The organism is Frigoribacterium sp. Leaf172 (assembly GCF_001424285.1).
Classification (GTDB): domain Bacteria; phylum Actinomycetota; class Actinomycetes; order Actinomycetales; family Microbacteriaceae; genus Frigoribacterium.
Window position 1 is genome coordinate 176,279 of record NZ_LMPB01000002.1, and the last position, 16,037, is coordinate 192,315.

The 16,037-nt window shown below is 70.1% G+C and carries 14 protein-coding genes; 13 read left to right on the plus strand and 1 reads right to left on the minus strand.

Features of this window, described 5'->3' with window-relative positions; all coding sequences use genetic code 11:
• Positions 1-196 precede the first annotated feature (196 nt).
• Positions 197-556 carry an Rv2175c family DNA-binding protein gene (locus tag ASF89_RS07110; RefSeq protein ID WP_326934179.1) on the plus strand — a complete coding sequence of 120 codons (360 nt, stop codon included), beginning with the start codon at positions 197-199 and terminating at the stop codon, positions 554-556.
• A 78-nt stretch (positions 557-634) separates the two neighbouring features.
• On the opposite strand, the gene ASF89_RS07115 is transcribed toward ASF89_RS07110, so the two are convergent.
• Positions 635-1,756, minus strand: coding sequence for a polyprenyl synthetase family protein (locus ASF89_RS07115; protein ID WP_055797776.1), 1,122 nt, complete (start codon positions 1,754-1,756; stop codon positions 635-637).
• Between the two features lie 98 nt (positions 1,757-1,854).
• Between ASF89_RS07115 and ASF89_RS07120 the strand changes: the two genes are divergently transcribed.
• The 12 genes from ASF89_RS07120 (at position 1,855) to murC (ending at position 16,029) form a co-directional block, all read left to right on the plus strand.
• Complete coding sequence (locus tag ASF89_RS07120; RefSeq protein ID WP_055798544.1) at positions 1,855-2,262, plus strand: DUF3040 domain-containing protein; 408 nt, start codon at positions 1,855-1,857, stop codon at positions 2,260-2,262.
• Between the two features lie 297 nt (positions 2,263-2,559).
• Positions 2,560-2,991: a division/cell wall cluster transcriptional repressor MraZ gene (gene mraZ / locus ASF89_RS07125; protein WP_055797771.1), complete on the plus strand. Its 432-nt coding sequence runs from the start codon at positions 2,560-2,562 to the stop codon at positions 2,989-2,991.
• A 102-nt stretch (positions 2,992-3,093) separates the two neighbouring features.
• Positions 3,094-4,044: a 16S rRNA (cytosine(1402)-N(4))-methyltransferase RsmH gene (gene rsmH / locus ASF89_RS07130; protein WP_055797768.1), complete on the plus strand. Its 951-nt coding sequence runs from the start codon at positions 3,094-3,096 to the stop codon at positions 4,042-4,044.
• Entirely contained in the window at positions 4,041-4,715 is a 675-nt protein-coding gene (locus tag ASF89_RS07135; RefSeq protein WP_055813447.1) for a hypothetical protein, read from the plus strand. The genes rsmH and ASF89_RS07135 overlap by 4 nt, the downstream gene beginning before the upstream one ends.
• A gap of 72 nt (positions 4,716-4,787) precedes the next feature.
• Complete coding sequence (locus tag ASF89_RS07140; protein WP_235476445.1) at positions 4,788-6,575, plus strand: penicillin-binding protein 2; 1,788 nt, start codon at positions 4,788-4,790, stop codon at positions 6,573-6,575.
• A 77-nt stretch (positions 6,576-6,652) separates the two neighbouring features.
• Positions 6,653-8,140, plus strand: coding sequence for a Mur ligase family protein (locus ASF89_RS07145; RefSeq protein ID WP_082475164.1), 1,488 nt, complete (start codon positions 6,653-6,655; stop codon positions 8,138-8,140).
• Positions 8,137-9,537: a UDP-N-acetylmuramoyl-tripeptide--D-alanyl-D-alanine ligase gene (gene murF / locus ASF89_RS07150; protein WP_055798541.1), complete on the plus strand. Its 1,401-nt coding sequence runs from the start codon at positions 8,137-8,139 to the stop codon at positions 9,535-9,537. The genes ASF89_RS07145 and murF overlap by 4 nt, the downstream gene beginning before the upstream one ends.
• Positions 9,534-10,637 carry a phospho-N-acetylmuramoyl-pentapeptide-transferase gene (gene mraY, locus ASF89_RS07155; protein WP_055813449.1) on the plus strand — a complete coding sequence of 368 codons (1,104 nt, stop codon included), beginning with the start codon at positions 9,534-9,536 and terminating at the stop codon, positions 10,635-10,637. Before murF ends, mraY begins: the two co-directional genes overlap by 4 nt.
• The gene (gene murD, locus ASF89_RS07160; protein ID WP_055813452.1) at positions 10,634-12,202 is read left to right on the plus strand and encodes a UDP-N-acetylmuramoyl-L-alanine--D-glutamate ligase; all 1,569 of its coding nucleotides are present in this window, start codon (positions 10,634-10,636) and stop codon (positions 12,200-12,202) included. The genes mraY and murD overlap by 4 nt, the downstream gene beginning before the upstream one ends.
• The gene (gene ftsW / locus ASF89_RS07165; RefSeq protein WP_235484034.1) at positions 12,195-13,472 is read left to right on the plus strand and encodes a putative lipid II flippase FtsW; all 1,278 of its coding nucleotides are present in this window, start codon (positions 12,195-12,197) and stop codon (positions 13,470-13,472) included. The genes murD and ftsW overlap by 8 nt, the downstream gene beginning before the upstream one ends.
• Entirely contained in the window at positions 13,469-14,602 is a 1,134-nt protein-coding gene (locus ASF89_RS07170; RefSeq protein ID WP_055813457.1) for a glycosyltransferase, read from the plus strand. The genes ftsW and ASF89_RS07170 overlap by 4 nt, the downstream gene beginning before the upstream one ends.
• The gene (murC, locus tag ASF89_RS07175; RefSeq protein ID WP_055797748.1) at positions 14,599-16,029 is read left to right on the plus strand and encodes a UDP-N-acetylmuramate--L-alanine ligase; all 1,431 of its coding nucleotides are present in this window, start codon (positions 14,599-14,601) and stop codon (positions 16,027-16,029) included. The genes ASF89_RS07170 and murC overlap by 4 nt, the downstream gene beginning before the upstream one ends.
• The last annotated feature ends 8 nt before the right edge of the window (positions 16,030-16,037 follow it).

A 16,037-nucleotide genomic window follows, 5' to 3' on the forward strand; every position in this document is an offset into this window, starting at 1 on the left:
CCTCGAGTCTCGGGGGCAAGCACGTCGACGGCCTGATCGGACGACGTGTCTCGAAGTTATCAAGTTGACACAGGTGGTGTGTCAAGTCAATCAGTGCGCCTCCTGAGGTCTGTGCGACTCATGTGACTGATGTGACAGCTGTGACAGGAGTCATCTGGCGGAGACACGATGGGCGCTCTCATGGCAAGGTTGTCCGGTGATCGATCTCTCGCAGCAGCCCTGGTTCGCCGACACCGAGTGGCTGGCCGTCCCCGACCTCGTCGAGAAGACGGGGATGAGCGTCAGCCGCGTCCGCCGCCTCTTCGACGAGCACGCGCTCGTCGGGACCAGGCTCGGCGGCCCCCTCCGCACGCCGGCGGTGTTCCTCGACGACGAGGGTCAGCCCCGGGGTGATCTCCGGGGCACGATCACGGTGCTCGCCGACAACGGGTTCACAGACGACGAGGCGCTCGACTGGATCATGTCGGACGACGACTCTCTCGGCACGAGCCCCATCGAGGCTCTGCGCGCGGGTCGCAAGGCGGAGGTCCGCCGGATCGCGCAGGGCCTGCTCTAGCCCGGACGGACGACTCCGGCCGTCGTCACCCCGTGACGGAGAGGTCGTCCGTCCTCGGGTGAACGCGCGTGCGCCTCGTCAGGAGGTGCGGCGCGTGACCGTGTCGGCCAGTCGGGTCAGCTGGGCTCGGGCGGACGGCGACAGCGCCGAGCGGTCGAGGGCGTGCGTCGCCCGCTCGACCTGGTCGCTGATCGACTGCTCGACCGCGTCGACCGCTCCCGAATCCCGGAGCGTCGCCTGGAGCATCGCGATCTGGTCGTCGTCGAGCTCGGGGTCGCCGAGGAGCTCGTCGAGCAGGCGCACAGCACCCGCCGGCAGGGAACGGCGTGCCATCGCGACCAGGACGGTCCGCTTGCCCTCGCGGAGGTCGTCGCCCGCCGGCTTGCCGGTCACCTCGGGGTCGCCGAAGACGCCCAGCAGATCGTCGCGGAGCTGGTAGGCGATCCCGAGGGGCAGCCCGAAGTGACGGAGCGACTCCAGGGCCTCGGGGGAGCCCCCGGCCATGGCGGCGCCGATGGTCAGCGGCGCCTCGACGCTGTACTTGGCCGACTTGTAGACGATGACCCGCTGAGCGCGCGGCAGGAGGTCGATGTCGGGGACGGTCCGCCACGCGTTCTCCTCGAGGATGTCGAGGTACTGACCGACGGTGACCTCGGTGCGCATCCGGTTGAACTCGACGCGTGCCGCGCGCGCGGCGTCTCGCGAGAGCAGGCCGTCGAAGGCCTCGGAGACGAGCTCGTCGCTCCAGGCGAGGAGGAGGTCGCCCATCAGGAGGGCCCCCGACGTGCCGAAGTCCTCGGCGGAGCCGAGCCACGACCCCTCGCGGTGCAGCCGCTCGAAGCGCCGGTGCGCGGAGGGCAGTCCGCGCCGCGTGTCGGAGTTGTCCATGATGTCGTCGTGGACGAGAGCGGCCGCGTGGAAGAACTCGAGAGCCGTGGAGGCGCCCATCACCGAGTCGAGGGATCGTGCGTCCGGGGGAGTCCCCAGAGGATCGAACCCCGTGTCGAGACCGGCGACGGACTGCCATCCCCAGTAGCAGAACAGGGCGCGGAATCGCTTGCCTCCGCGAAGCAGGTCGCTGGAGAAGAGAGCGAACGGATCGAGGTCCGGGGCGATCGTCCGCAGGACCGGGCGCTGCCTCTCGAGGAACTGGTCGATCCGCTGTTGAACGACATCCACTAACCGCGTACTCTCAGCCACGCTGCCTAGCCTAGCGACAGCACTCCGGCATACACTGCCAGCTACTCATACGCGTCGATCCCGAGGTCGTAGGGCCTGTGCTCGAAGGGAACACCAAGATGCCACTTTCCGAACAGGAGCAGCGGCTCCTCGACGAGATGGAGCGCAGTCTCTACAGCAACGACTCCGACTTCGTCGCGACCGTCGGCACTCGGCAGGGGCGACCCAACTACACGATGGTCGTCGTCGGCGTCCTCGGGGGTCTGCTCGGGATCGCCGTCATCGTCGCCGGCGTGATCTTCCGTCAGCCCGTGGTCGGCGTGCTGGGTTTCGTGCTCGTCGTCGCCGGAGCCCTGTTCGCGATCGCCCCTCCTCGTCGGAAGGGCGGGCCGGCCCCGACTGCGTCCAAGGCTCCCCGTTCGACGGGCTCCCGCCCGGGCCCCTCGGCCGGCTCGTCCCGCACGAGCATGATGGACCGGCTCAACGAACGATGGGACCGTCGCAACGACGGCGACGAGCGCCGCTGACGCATCCCTCCACCCCGCTCCACCACGAAGGGGCCGACCTCCGGGTCGGCCCCTTCGTCGTGCCGCCAGGCAGTCGCCAGGCCGAGTCCAGCCGGGTGAGCCTCCTCTCGCCCCGCTGAGCGCGCCTCCTCGGCCCCGGACGCTCCACAGTCCTCCACCCCTGCGGACCCTGAGAATCCAGGGTCCGCAGGGGTTCTTCTGTGCCCAGAACGGGGAGATCCGTTGTCGAGTGGTGCGTTGTGGAGTAAAGTGGAGCCACGTCCCACTCCGGGGTGTGGAGCGGAAGGGGCGGGGCGCATGTTCCTCGGCACCTACTCGCCCAAGCTCGACGAGAAAGGCCGCATCATCCTTCCTGCGAAGTTCCGTGACGAGTTGGCCTCCGGGCTCGTCATGACGCGCGGGCAGGAGCGCTGCGTCTACGTCTTCTCCCAGCGCGAGTTCGAGGACATGCATTCGCGGATCCGTCAGGCGCCCATCACGAGCAAGGAGGGGCGCGACTACATGCGACTGTTCCTCTCGGGTGCGAGCGACGAGATCCCCGACAAGCAGAACCGTGTGACCATCCCCGCGCAGCTGCGCGAGTACGCCGGGCTCGGTCGCGATCTCACCGTCATCGGTGCCGGGAACCGCGCCGAGATCTGGGCCACCGATGCCTGGACCGCCTACTACGAGGCTCAAGAGGCCGCCTTCGCCAACACCACGGAGGAGGTGATCCCCGGCCTCTTCTGAGTCGTCGGCCCCGACTCCCAGCCGTCCGCCCTGGCGCACCTTCCCCGGTGCCAGGTCGGGACGGATGGGGATCAGGGCAGATGAACAGGAGCCGACATCGTCATGGCAGATCAGATCCACACCCCCGTACTGCTCGAACGCACCCTCGAGCTGCTCGCACCCTCGCTCGGCGCACCCGGTGCCGTGGCCGTCGACTGCACCCTCGGCATGGGCGGTCACACGGAAGCCCTGCTGACGCGCTTCCCGGAGCTCACCGTCGTGGGTCTCGACCGCGACACGGAGGCGCTCGAGATCGCCGGCGAGCGACTCCGTCCCTTCGGGCAGCGGGCCCGGCTCGTGCACACGACCTACGACGGGATCGGCGAGGCGCTGGACGGCCTGGGCCTCGCGACCGTCGACGGCGTCCTCTTCGACCTGGGGGTGTCGTCTCTGCAGCTCGATCGCGTGGAGCGCGGCTTCTCGTACTCGAAGGACGCTCCGCTCGACATGCGGATGGACCCGACCTCCGCCGTCACCGCGGAGACGATCCTCGCGGAGTACCCCGAATCCGAGCTCCGTCGGATCTTCTACCAGTACGGCGAGGAGAAGCTCGCTCCTCGGTACGCCCGCCGCATCGTCGAGCACCGGGTCGACAACCCGCTGACCCGGAGCGGCGAGCTCGTCGACGTGCTCGTCGCGGCGACCCCCATGGCCCTCCAGCGAGCCGGTCACCCCGCGAAGCGCGTCTTCCAGGCCCTGCGCATCGAGGTCAACGGCGAGCTCGCCTCGCTCGAGGCCGCCGTGCCGGTCGCCCTCGACCGTCTCGGCGACTCGGGCCGCATCGTGGTCCTCGCCTACCAGTCGCTCGAAGACCGGTTCGTCAAGCGCGAGCTCGCCGCGCGGACCACCTCGACCGCTCCCCAGGACCTCCCGATCGAACTGCCCGAGCACCGGCCCGAGTTCCGTCTCCTCGTCCGAGGAGCCGAGCTGGCCTCGGCCGACGAGATCGACCGCAACCCCCGGGCCAAACCCGTGCGCCTCCGCGCAGCCGAACGAATCCGGAGATCAGCATGAGCAGCCAGTTCGCCCTCGTCGACCCGACGCCTCTCCTCGAGCGGTCCCCCTCGGCGACGCCTCGGCCTGTCGAGATCGTGACCAGCCGGGCTCAGCGTCGTGCGCGTCCCAAGATCGTCTACGCGCTCGTCGCGACGGCGTCGCTCTTCGTGCTCCTCCTGGCTCAGCTCGCCATCAGCATCGCGCTCAGCGACGGCGCCTACAGGATCTCCGCGCTCCAGGCGCAGCAGACCGAGCTCACGCGGGACCAGCAGAAGTACTCCGAGCAGCTCGACGTGCTGTCGTCGCCTCAGAACCTGGCCAACAACGCCGAGGAGCTCGGCATGGTCCGCAACTCGAACCCCGTCTACCTCGACCCCGCGACGGGCGCGGTGCACGGGCAGCCGTCTCCCGCCGACGGCGGCGCCGACGGCACGGACAACCTGATCCCCAACACGCTCCTCGACGGCGTCCCCCTCGCCACCGCCCAGAAGCCCGATGCCTCGGCCACCGCCGGTGCGAAGGCCCCCGCCGACCAGGGGTCGACGTCGACGGCGGACGCGAGCGTCGCCTCGACCGGCGTCGCCGCTCCCGTGTCCGGCTCCGCCGCGGCGGGCGCGGCGAGCGGGGGATCTCCCGAGCAGTCGGTAGCGTCTGACCCGAACCAGCTGGCGGCTCCCCAGACCCGCTAGCGGTGTCCCACCCGGGGTACCGGACGACGACAGCGGCAGGGCGGCACGGCCCGCCGCGGTGAGGAATCCTTCGTGAACGCAGCACCACGCAGCCGGCGGCTCCGAGCCACTCTGGCCATGGCCCTGGTGATCGCCCTGATCGGCGTCTTCGTCGTGCGACTCGCCGACATCCAGCTGGTCCAGGCAGCCGAGTTGAACGAGCAGTCGAAGAACAAGCGGCAGATCAGTCAGGTGACGTACGGCGACCGCGGCGACATCCTGGCCGCCGACGGCACCGTGCTGGCCGGCAGCGTGACCCGATACAACATCACCGCCGCCCCGGCGTTCGCCAAGACGCGGACGATCACCGAGAAGGCGGCCGACGGCACGAAGACGAAGAAGACCCTGACGGTCGAGCAGGTCATGGCGCAGATCGCGGAGATCACCGGCGGTGACGCGGACGCCATGTACGAGAGCATCACCCGTGACCCGACGGCGAACTTCGCCTATCTCGTCAAAGGCGTCGACGTCGACGCCTTCCGCGCGGTGCGGGACCTCAAGAACAGCGGCATCTCGTATCTCTATTACGAGCGGCAATCAGCTCGCACGTATCCCAACGGGTCGGTCGCCGGCAACCTCACGGGCTTCATCGGCACGGACGGCCCGCAGGCGGGTCTCGAGCTGAGCGCCGACAGCTGCCTCGCGGGCACGAACGGCAGCGAGACCTACGAACGCGGTGCCGACGGCGTCCAGCTGCCCGGCAGCACGGTGACGACCGAAGCCGCCGTCCCGGGCAGCTCGCTCACGCTGTCGATCGACAAAGACCTGCAGTACATGACGCAGCAGTCCCTCGCCGAGCAGGCTCAGGCCATCGGTGCCGTGAGCGCCACGGCCGTCGTCATGAAGGCCGACACGGCGGCTCTCCTCGCCGTCGCCGACTATCCCGCCGTCGATCCCAACGACGTCGACGCCACCGACGTCGACAACCTCGGCTCGCTGGCGTTCACCGCCTCCTATGAGCCGGGTTCGACGTTCAAGGCCATGACCGCCGCGATGCTGCTCGACACGGGCACCGCGACGCCGACGAGTCGCGCGACCGTGCCTTACTCCCGCACCTTCCCGTGGGGCGGCTCGATCCACGACGCCGTCTTCCACCCGACCGAGCAGCTGACCTTGACGGGGATCCTCCGCGACTCGTCCAACGTCGGCATCTCCCTCCTCGGTGAGAACCTGTCGGCGCAGGCGCGTTACGACTACATGCTCAAGTTCGGGCTGAACGAGCCGACGGCCGTCGGGTTCCTGGGTGAGCCCACTCAGGGCGTGCGCAACGTCTCCGAATGGGACCAGCAGACGAGCATCAACTCGATGTTCGGACAGGGCGTCTCGACGACGGCCGTTCACCTCGCCTCCGTCTTCCAGACGCTCGCGAACCACGGTGAGCGTCTGCCCGTGAACCTGGTCGAGAAGTGCACGGCACCCGACGGGACGGTCTCGCAGACGCCGAGCACCGAGGGGACTCAGGTGGTCTCCGCCTACGCCGCCGACACGACCGTGAACATGCTCGAGAAGGTCGTCAGCGCGGGCGACCTCAAGGACGTCCTGACGATCCCGGGGTACCGCGTGGCCGCCAAGACCGGCACGGCCGAGGTGGCGAAGTCGGACGGCACGGGCTACGGTTCGGACCGCATCGTGTCGGTCGCGGGCATCGCGCCGGCCGAGGATCCCCAGTTCGTCGTGGTCGTGACCTTCACCAAGCCAAGTACCATCAAGACGTCGGCCGCTGCGGCGCCGACCTTCAACAAGATCATGTCCCAGGCACTCGAGATGTACCGCGTCCCTCCGTCGACGGAGCCCGCCCCGGACATCCCCGAGACCTGGTGAGAGAAGAGGATTCATTGAACGCCCGGATCCCCCCGGTCCTCCGACCGGAACATCCGTCGGCGAGGTCCCTCGCCCACATGGTCAGCGAGTTCGGACTCGAGCACGAGGGCTCCCTCGACGGCATCGAAGTCACGGGCGTCACGCTGAGCACGACGGACCTCCAGCCCGGCGACCTGTACGTCGGCGTGCCCGGCGCTCACCGACACGGGGCCGAGTTCGCCGTGCAGGCCCGTGACGGCGGAGCCGTCGCGCTGCTCACCGACCGCGCGGGTCTCGAACTCGCTCGCGAGTCGGGTCTGCCCGTCGTCCTCGTCGACTCGCCGCGAGCCGCGCTCGGCGACGTGTCGGCGTGGATCTACCGCACCGGCGGCGAGGGCTCGCCCCAGCTCTTCGCGATCACCGGCACGAACGGCAAGACGTCCACGGCCTACCTGCTCGAGGGCGTCCTCCGCCAGCTCGGGCTCGTCACCGGCCTGAGCAGCACCGCCGAGCGTCACATCGGCGACCTCACCGTCGTCAGCCGTCTCACCACTCCCGAGGCGAGCGAGATGCACGCGCTCCTGGCGCGCATGCGCGAGAGCGAGGTGCGCGCGGTCGTGGTCGAGGTCAGCGCCCAGGCGCTGAGCCGCAACAGGGTCGACGGTCTCGTCTTCGACGTGGCCGCCTTCACCAACCTGAGCCACGATCACCTCGACGACTACGCCGACATGGAGGAGTACTTCCAGGCGAAGCTGCCGCTCTTCCAGCCCGACAGGGCCCGGCGCGCGGTCATCTCGCTCGACTCGCCCTACGGGCAGCGGGTCGTCGACAACGCCCGCATCCCCCTCACGACCATCACCGTCCTCCCCGACGTCGAGGCCGACTGGACGGTCGAGATCGTCGACGAGCAGGCGGCGTACACGGAGTTCCGCCTCTCGGGCCCCGAGAACCGCTCCCTCGTCACGCGCGTGCCGCTGATCGGCTGGCACATGGTGGCTAACGCCGCCCTGGCCATCGTCATGCTCGTCGAGGCGGGCTTCGAGCTCGGCGCCATCGCCCAGGCCCTCGAGGCCGAGCACGGCATCGTCGCGTATCTGCCCGGTCGCACCGAGCGGGTCTCGGGAGACCGCGGACCGAGCGTCTACGTCGACTTCGGTCACAGCCCGGACGCCTTCCTCACCACCCTCGCCGCGGTCCGGCGCTTCACCCCGGGCAAGGTCGTCATGCTCTTCGGCGCCGACGGCGACCGCGACACGACGAAGCGCGGCGAGATGGCCCGTGTCGCCGCCGCCGGATCGGACATCCTCGTCGTGACCGACCACCACCCGCGCTTCGAAGACCCCGCGTCCATCCGGCGCACCCTGGTCGACGCCGCCCGCGAGGCCTTCCCCGAGCACGAGATCCACGAGGTGAGTCCGCCCGAGGCGGCGATCCGCGCAGCCATCGCACTGGTGGGCGAAGGCGACTCGATCCTCTGGGCCGGTCCCGGACACCAGGACTACCGAGACATCCGAGGCGAGCGCACGCCCTACTCGGCGCGCGACGAGGCCCGTGCGGCGCTCCGAGAGGCCGGGTGGGCCGAGTGATCGCCCTCTCCGCGACCGAGATCGCCGACATCACCGAGGGCACGCCGAGCGGTACGCCGGCGGGCGACCTCGTCCTGTCGGGCTCGGTCGAGACCGACAGCCGACTCGTCTCACCCGGGTCCATCTTCTTCGCCCTCCGGGGCGAGGTCACCGACGGTCACCTCTTCGTCGACGCGGCCGTCGCCAACGGCGCCGCGCTCATCGTCGCCGAGCGTCCGATCGAGACCGGCGTGCCGGTCGTCGTCGTCGCCGACGGCGTGACCGCGCTGTCGCGTCTCGCCGCGGCGGTCGTCGAGCGCGTCCGTCGCCATGGCCGGCTCAAGGTCGTCGGCATCACGGGGTCGAACGGCAAGACGAGCACGAAGAACATGCTTCGGGCGATCCTCTCCGACGTGGCTCCCACCGTCGCACCCGAGGGGTCGTTCAACAACCACGTCGGCGCCCCGATCTCGATGCTGCGCATCGACGACGCGACGGAGTTCCTCGTCGTCGAGATGGGCGCAGCCGGTCCCGGCGAGATCGCCCGTCTCGTGGACATCGCCCGGCCCGACACCGGCGTCGTCCTCAAGGTCGGGCTCGCCCACGCCGGCGGGTTCGGCGGCATCGAGGGCACCCGTGCCGCCAAGGCCGAGATGGTCACCGACCTCCCCGAGTCCGGCACAGCCGTCCTGAACGCGGACGACGAGCGGGTCGCGGGCATGGCCTCGGTCACCGCGGCGCGGGTCGTCACGTTCGGGCAGAGCCCGTCGGCCGACTACCGGGCTGGCGACGTCGATGTCTCGGCGACGGGCACGACGTTCGTGTTCGAGCACGGCGACCTCCGTCGCCGTGTGGCATTGCGCATCCTCGGCGAGCACCACGTCATGAACGCCCTCGCGGCGCTGACCGTGGTGGGCGAATGGGGTCTCGACCTCGACCGCGCGGCGACCGTCCTCGAAGGCGTCGCCCGCGCCGAGCGCTGGCGCATGGAGCTCTTCGCGGCGCCCGGCGGCGTCACCGTCGTCAACGACGCCTACAACGCCAGCCCCGACTCGGTCGCAGCGGCCCTCAAGACGCTCGCGCAGATCACGCCGGGCGACGGCCGGTCGATCGCCGTGCTCGGCGAGATGGCCGAGCTGGGCGAGTACGCCCGCGACGAGCACGACCGCATCGGCCGACTCGTCGTCCGGCTCAACATCTCGCAGCTGATCGTCGTCGGACAGGCCGCGAGGCACATCCACATGGCGGCGGGGCTCGAGGGCTCCTGGGACGGTGAGTCGCTGATGGTCGAGACCATCGAGGAGGCTCACGATCTCCTGCGTCCGGCCCTCCAGCCGGGCGACGTGGTGCTCGTCAAGTCCTCCAAGTCCGCCGGGTTGAGATTCCTCGGCGACCGGCTCGCGGGGGTGTCCGAGTGATCGCGCTCCTGATCGCCGGTGCGGTCTCCCTCGTCTTCACCCTGTTGATGACGCCCCTGTTCATCAAGCTGTTCCACCGGCTCGGCTGGGGTCAGTTCATCCGCGACGACGGACCGCAGTCGCACCACACCAAGCGCGGCACGGCCACGATGGGCGGCATCGTCCTCATCCTCGGCACCGTGATCGGGTACTTCGTCGGTCACCTCGGTGCACAGGACGAACTCACCTCCAGCGGGCTGCTCGTGCTGTTCCTCATGGTCGGACTCGGCGCGGTCGGATTCCTCGACGACTTCCTGAAGGTGCGCAACCAGCGGAGCCTCGGGCTCGGCGGCTGGGCCAAGGTCATCGGCCAGGTCGTCGTGGGTGCGGTCTTCGCGATCCTCGCCCTGTCCTTCCCGAACGCCAACGGGCTGACCCCCGCTTCGACGAAGATCTCGTTCATCCGCGACATCCCGTGGCTCGACTTCATGTTCTTCGGCAGCATCATCGGCGGGGGACTCTTCCTCATCTGGGTCGTGCTCATCACGGTCAGCACGTCGAACGGCGTCAACGTCGCCGACGGGCTCGACGGTCTCGCCACGGGCTCGTCGATCCTCGCCATCGCGTCGTACATCTTCATCGGGTTCTGGCAGTTCAATCAGTCGTGCTTCAGCACGCGTCTCGACGAGACGACGCGGTCCGCCTGCTACACCGTGGCGAATCCGCTCGATCTCGCGGTGGTGGCGGCGGCGATCTGCGGCGGACTCATCGGGTTCCTGTGGTGGAACACCTCCCCGGCGCAGATCTTCCTGGGCGACACGGGGTCGCTGGGCCTCGGCGGCGCCCTGGCGGCACTCGCGATCCTCAGCCGCACGGAGATCCTGCTCGTGCTGATCGGCGGGCTCTTCATCGTCGTGACCGGCTCCGTGATCCTGCAGCGCGCCTACTTCAAGATCACCAAGGGCAAACGGATCTTCCTGATGAGTCCCCTCCATCATCACTTCGAGCTGAAGGGCTGGGCGGAGGTCACGGTGGTGGTCCGCTTCTGGATCATCGCGGGGCTCTTCGTGGCCGCCGGCGTCGGAGTCTTCTACCTCGAATGGATCTCCCGCACCTCATGACCGACGCACCCCTCGACGCGCGACTCGAGCAGCGCCTCCTCGGCCTCGACAGCTGGCACGCCGACTGGTCCGGTCTCCGTGTGGCGGTCCTCGGTCTCGGCGTGACCGGATTCTCGGTCGCGGACACCCTCGCCGAGCTGGGCGCCCGGGTCGTCGTCGTCGCACCGAGCGTGGACGACGACCGGGCCGAGCTGCTCGACCTGATCGGTGCGGAGCTGCTCCTCGAACCCGAGATGGCCGAGGCTCCGGAGGCGCTGGTCGCCTTCGATCCCGAGGTCGTCGTCATCTCACCGGGATTCGCTCCGCACCACCCGCTGTCCGTCTGGGCGCGTTCCAGCGGGGCGGCCGTCTGGGGCGACATCGAGCTGGCCTGGCGCGTCCGTGACAAGGTCGCTCCACCCGCCGAGTGGCTGCTCGTCACCGGCACGAACGGCAAGACGACCACGACGCAGCTGGCGACAGCCATGGCCGCGGCCGACGGTCGACGTGCGGCGGCGTGCGGCAACATCGGCGTACCCGTCCTCGACTGCGTCCGCGATCCCGAGGGGCACGACCTCCTGGTCGTCGAGCTGTCGAGCCACCAGCTGGACGCCCTGCCCCAGAGCGGACCGGGAGCCCTCCGGCCTCTCTCCGCGGTCTGCCTCAACCTCGAGGACGACCACCTCGAGTGGCACGGCGGAGCGGAGCCCTATCGCCTGGCCAAGTCGAAGGTCTACGCCAACACGGTCCGAGCCTGCATCTACAACAAGGCGGACGACGCGACGCGGCGCATGGTCGAGGACGCCGACGTGGCCGAGGGCTGCCGGGCGATCGGCTTCGGGCTGTCCGCGCCGGGGCCGAGCGACTTCGGCATCGTGACCGGCGACGACGGGGGAGTCCTCGTCGACCGCGCGTTCCTGGCCGAGCGGCGCACCAGCGCGCTGGAGCTCACGACCACGACGGCGCTCGACGCCGTGGGCCTCGGGGCCGATCACCTGCTCGCCGACGTGCTCGCCGCCTCGGCTCTCGTGCGGGCTGCGGGGGTCGACCCGGTCTCGATCCGCGACGCCCTCGGGGCGTTCCGCGTCGACCACCATCGCATGGAGGTCGTCGCGGTCGTCGACGGCGTCACCTGGGTCGACGACTCGAAGGCCACCAACCCGCACGCCGCCCAGGCGTCCCTGTCGGCCTTCCCGTCGGTCATCTGGATCGTGGGCGGCGTGTTCAAAGGCGTCGACGTCGAACCGGTCATCGCCGAGGCCGCCGATCGCCTGAGGGCGGCGGTCGTCATCGGCGTCGAGCGGAACGAGGTCATGGAGGCCTTCCGGCGACACGCGCCCGACCTGCCCGTCTTCGAGGTCCAGGAGACCGACACTGAGCAGGTGATGCCCACGGCTGCGAGGCTCGCGGTCGGGGCGTCCCGAGCCGGCGACACCGTGCTGCTCGCTCCGGCGGCGGCGTCCTTCGACCAGTTCACCGATTACACCGCGCGGGGGCGTGCATTCGCCTCTGCCGTCAACGATCTCCCGGGAGGCACGGCCGATGGCCCCAGCACCGTCCAGCCCTCCGCGTCGCCGCTTGACTGACCTCGCACGACGCGGCGGTCGGCCCGCAGACCGCGCTCGAGAGCACCCCCTCGAGTCCGACGCCGACGAGGCCGACCGCCCGGCGGCGGCCGTCGTCGCGGTCAAGCGGCTGTTCGCGGCCGAGACCGGCTCGTTCTTCGTGATCCTCGGCACGACCCTGTTCCTCGTGGTGCTCGGCCTCGTGATGGTCCTGTCGTCCTCGTCGGTCGAGGCCTTCATCGCCTCGGGTCAGACGTCGTTCTTCGGGTCGTTCGTCCGGCAGGGGATCTACGCCGCCATCGGCATCCCGCTCATGCTGATCGTCTCGCGCGTCCCGGTCTGGTTCTGGAAGCGCTGGTCCTGGCACATCCTGGGCGCGACCCTCGTGCTGCAGCTGCTCGTCTTCACGCCGCTCGGAATCGAGGTCGGCGGCAACCGCAACTGGATCGACCTCGGCTCGTTCACCGCGCAGCCCTCCGAGGCGGTCAAGCTCGCCCTGGCGATCTGGCTGGGCATGATCCTCGCGGTCAAGCGCGACCTCCTCGACGACTGGCGTCACCTGGCGATCCCCCTGGTGCCCGTCGTGCTCGTCGCCGTCGGACTCGTGGTCGCGGGCGGAGACCTCGGGACGACGATGGTCATGCTGCTCCTCGTCTTCGGCGCCGTGTGGTTCGCCGGCATCAAGCTCCGCTACCTGATGATCCCGATCGCGCTCCTGGCCGTCGTCATCCCCCTGATCGCCTTCGGGTCGGTCTCGCGGAACGACCGCATCGCCGCGTGGATGGCCGGGTGCACGGACGACAGCGCGTACCAGGGCATCTGCTGGCAGTCGCTGCACGGCACCTGGGCCCTCGCCTCCGGGGGCCTCTTCGGCGTCGGACTCGGGAACTCGAAGGCCAAGTGGTCCTGGCTGCCCGAGGCCGACAACGACTTCATCTTCGCCGTGCTCGGCGAAGAGCTCGGCCTGATCGGGGGAGTCGTCGTCCTCGCCCTGTTCGTGGTGCTCGCCATCGCCTTCATCAAGATCATCCGCAAGACGGGCGACCCCTTCGTCCGCGTGGTCACCGGGGCCGTCGCGGCCTGGATCGTCGGGCAGGCCCTCATCAACGTCGCCGTCGTCCTCGGCCTCCTGCCCGTGCTGGGCGTACCGCTCCCGCTGATCTCGGCCGGCGGATCGGCGCTCATCGTGACCCTCGTGGCGATCGGCGTGGTGCTCTCGTTCACGCGCCACCCCGAGGAGCCGGCACCGAGCCCGAGGGTCGCGCGCCAGCGGGTAGGGTCTCTCCGGTGACGACGTACCTCCTCGCCGGCGGCGGAACCGCCGGGCATGTGAACCCCCTCCTGGCCGTCGCCGATCGCATCCGGCTCCGAGAGCCCGAATCGGTCGTGCTGGTCCTCGGCACCGCCGAGGGACTCGAGGCGCGGCTCGTCCCGCTCCGGGGCTACGAGCTCCTGACCGTGGCCCGGCTGCCCTTCCCGCGGCGCCCGTCCGCTGCGGCGCTGCGCTTCCCGTCGCGACTCGCCCAGGCCGTCCAGGGCGTCCGCGACATCCTCGCCGAGCACCGGGTCGACGTCGTCGTCGGATTCGGCGGCTACGCGTCGGCTCCGGCCTACGTCGCTGCCTGGCGCTCGAAGGTCCCCTTCGTGGTGCACGAGGCCAACGCCAAGCCGGGCATCGCGAACGTCCTCGGGTCGTATCTGACGTCGCACGTCGGCACGGTCTTCCGATCCACGTCGCTCCGTCACGGTCGCCAGGTCGGCATGCCGCTCCGTCACGAGATCGAGACCCTCGATCGTCGGGGCAGCAGGGCCGAGGCCGTCGCCGAGTTCGGGCTCGACCCCGCGAAGCCCACGCTGCTCGTCACCGGCGGCTCGAGCGGTGCGAGACGGCTCAACGAAACGATGTCCGCCGCTGCCGCCGCCGTCCTCGGCGCGGGGTGGCAGATCCTGCACATCACCGGCGCGAAGTCCGACCTGGGGCCGAGCGAACTGCCGGGCCACCACCTCCTCCGATACTGCGATCGCATGGACCTCGCCCTCTCGGCGGCCGACTTCGTCGTATCGCGGTCGGGTTCGGCGACGGTCAGCGAGCTGACCGCCCTGGGCCTCCCCGCCGTGCTCGTGCCCTACCCCGTGGGCAACGGCGAGCAGCGGCACAACGCCACCGACGTCGTCCAGGCCGGAGGCGCGGTGCTGGTCGACGACGCCGACTTCACTCCCGAGTGGGTCGCCTCGACTCTGGTGCCCCTCCTGCTCGACCGTTCGCGCATCGCCGACATGGCCGTGCAGGCGTCGACGGTCGGCGTGCTCGACGGCACGGACCGCACGGTCGACCTCGTGGTCGACGCGGCCCGCCCCCGGGTCAGCACCTCCGCCGGCACCCCGACGGAGTCCTCTGCGACGAACGACGAGAACCGATGATCAAGCCCGACCTCAGCCAGCAGATCCCGACCGAGCTCGGTCACGTGCACTTCGTCGGCATCGGCGGCTCCGGCATGAGCGGAATCGCCCGTGTCTTCCTCTCCGCCGGGCACGCCGTCTCCGGCTCGGACATCCGCGACACGCCGGGCGTCCGGGCGCTGCGAGATCTCGGCGCCGAGATCGCGATCGGGCACGACGCCGCCAACCTGGGCGACGCCGACACGCTCGTCGTCACCGGAGCCCTCTGGCAGGACAACCCCGAGTACCAGGCCGCGCTGGCGGCGGGCATCCCGGTCCTGCACCGGTCGCAGGCCCTCGCGTGGCTCATCGGGGGCCAGCGTCTCGTGTCCGTCGCCGGCGCGCACGGCAAGACGACGTCCACCGGGATGATCGTCACGGCCCTCCTCGCGGCCGGGCGCGATCCCAGCTTCGTCAACGGCGGGGTCATCCAGTCCCTCGGCGTGAGCGCGCGCGGCGGCGGCGAGGAGCTCGTCGTGGTCGAGGCCGACGAGTCGGACGGCTCGTTCCTGCTGTACGACACGTCGGTCGCCCTCGTGACGAACGTCGACGCCGACCACCTCGATCACTACGGCTCGCACGACGCCTTCGACGAGGCCTTCGTGGAGTTCGCCGGCGCCGCCTCCGAGCTCGTCGTGATCTCGAGCGACGACCTCGGCGCGCGTCGGGTCCGTGCCGCGCTCCGGCACGACCACGTCGTCACCTTCGGTCAGGACGACGACGCCGACGTGCGGATCGACGACATCGCCTCGGTCGGTCCCGTCTCGTTCACGCTGCACCACGACGGCACGAGCCGCGCCGTCCAGCTGCGGGTGCCCGGCGTGCACAACGCGATCAACGCGGCCGGGGCCTACGCCGTGCTGGTCGGTCTGGGCGTCGATCCCGAGACCGCGATCGCGGGTCTCGAGACGTTCGGGGGGACCGAGCGCCGCTTCGAGCTGCACGGCACCGTCGCCGGCGTGAGCGTCTACGACGACTACGCGCATCACCCGACCGAGGTCGCGGCCGCTCTGCAGGCGGCCCGATCCGTGGTGGGCGACGGACGGCTGATCGCGGTGCATCAGCCGCACCTCTACAGTCGGACGCGCATGATGGCCGGCGACTTCGCCGAGACCTACGAGGCGCTGGCCGACCACACGATCGTGCTCGACGTCTACGGAGCGCGGGAGGACCCCGAGCCGGGTGTCACGGGCGCGCTCGTGTCCGAGCGTTTCAGCGACCCGTCGAAGGTCGACTTCGTGGCCGACTGGCAGGCCGCCGCCGACCGCACCGCCGAGGTGGCGCGGTCGGGCGACTTCGTCATCACCCTGGGGTGCGGCGACGTCTACCGCATCGTCCCTCAGCTGCTCGGCGCCCTCGACGCGGTAGCCGCCCCGGTCGACCCCGTGTCGGAGGAGACCGGAGCGTGAGGCGCCCG

Bases quoted from the DNA above. Each gene is read 5' to 3' on its own strand.
- murC (WP_055797748.1), top strand. From the start codon at position 14,599: ATGATCAAGCCCGACCTCAGCCAGCAGATCCCGACCGAGCTCGGTCAC.
- ASF89_RS07120 (WP_055798544.1), top strand. From the start codon at position 1,855: ATGCCACTTTCCGAACAGGAGCAGCGGCTCCTCGACGAGATGGAGCGC.
- murD (WP_055813452.1), top strand. From the start codon at position 10,634: ATGACCGACGCACCCCTCGACGCGCGACTCGAGCAGCGCCTCCTCGGC.
- ASF89_RS07135 (WP_055813447.1), top strand. From the start codon at position 4,041: ATGAGCAGCCAGTTCGCCCTCGTCGACCCGACGCCTCTCCTCGAGCGG.
- ASF89_RS07145 (WP_082475164.1), top strand. From the start codon at position 6,653: ATGGTCAGCGAGTTCGGACTCGAGCACGAGGGCTCCCTCGACGGCATC.
- rsmH (WP_055797768.1), top strand. From the start codon at position 3,094: ATGGCAGATCAGATCCACACCCCCGTACTGCTCGAACGCACCCTCGAG.
- mraZ (WP_055797771.1), top strand. From the start codon at position 2,560: ATGTTCCTCGGCACCTACTCGCCCAAGCTCGACGAGAAAGGCCGCATC.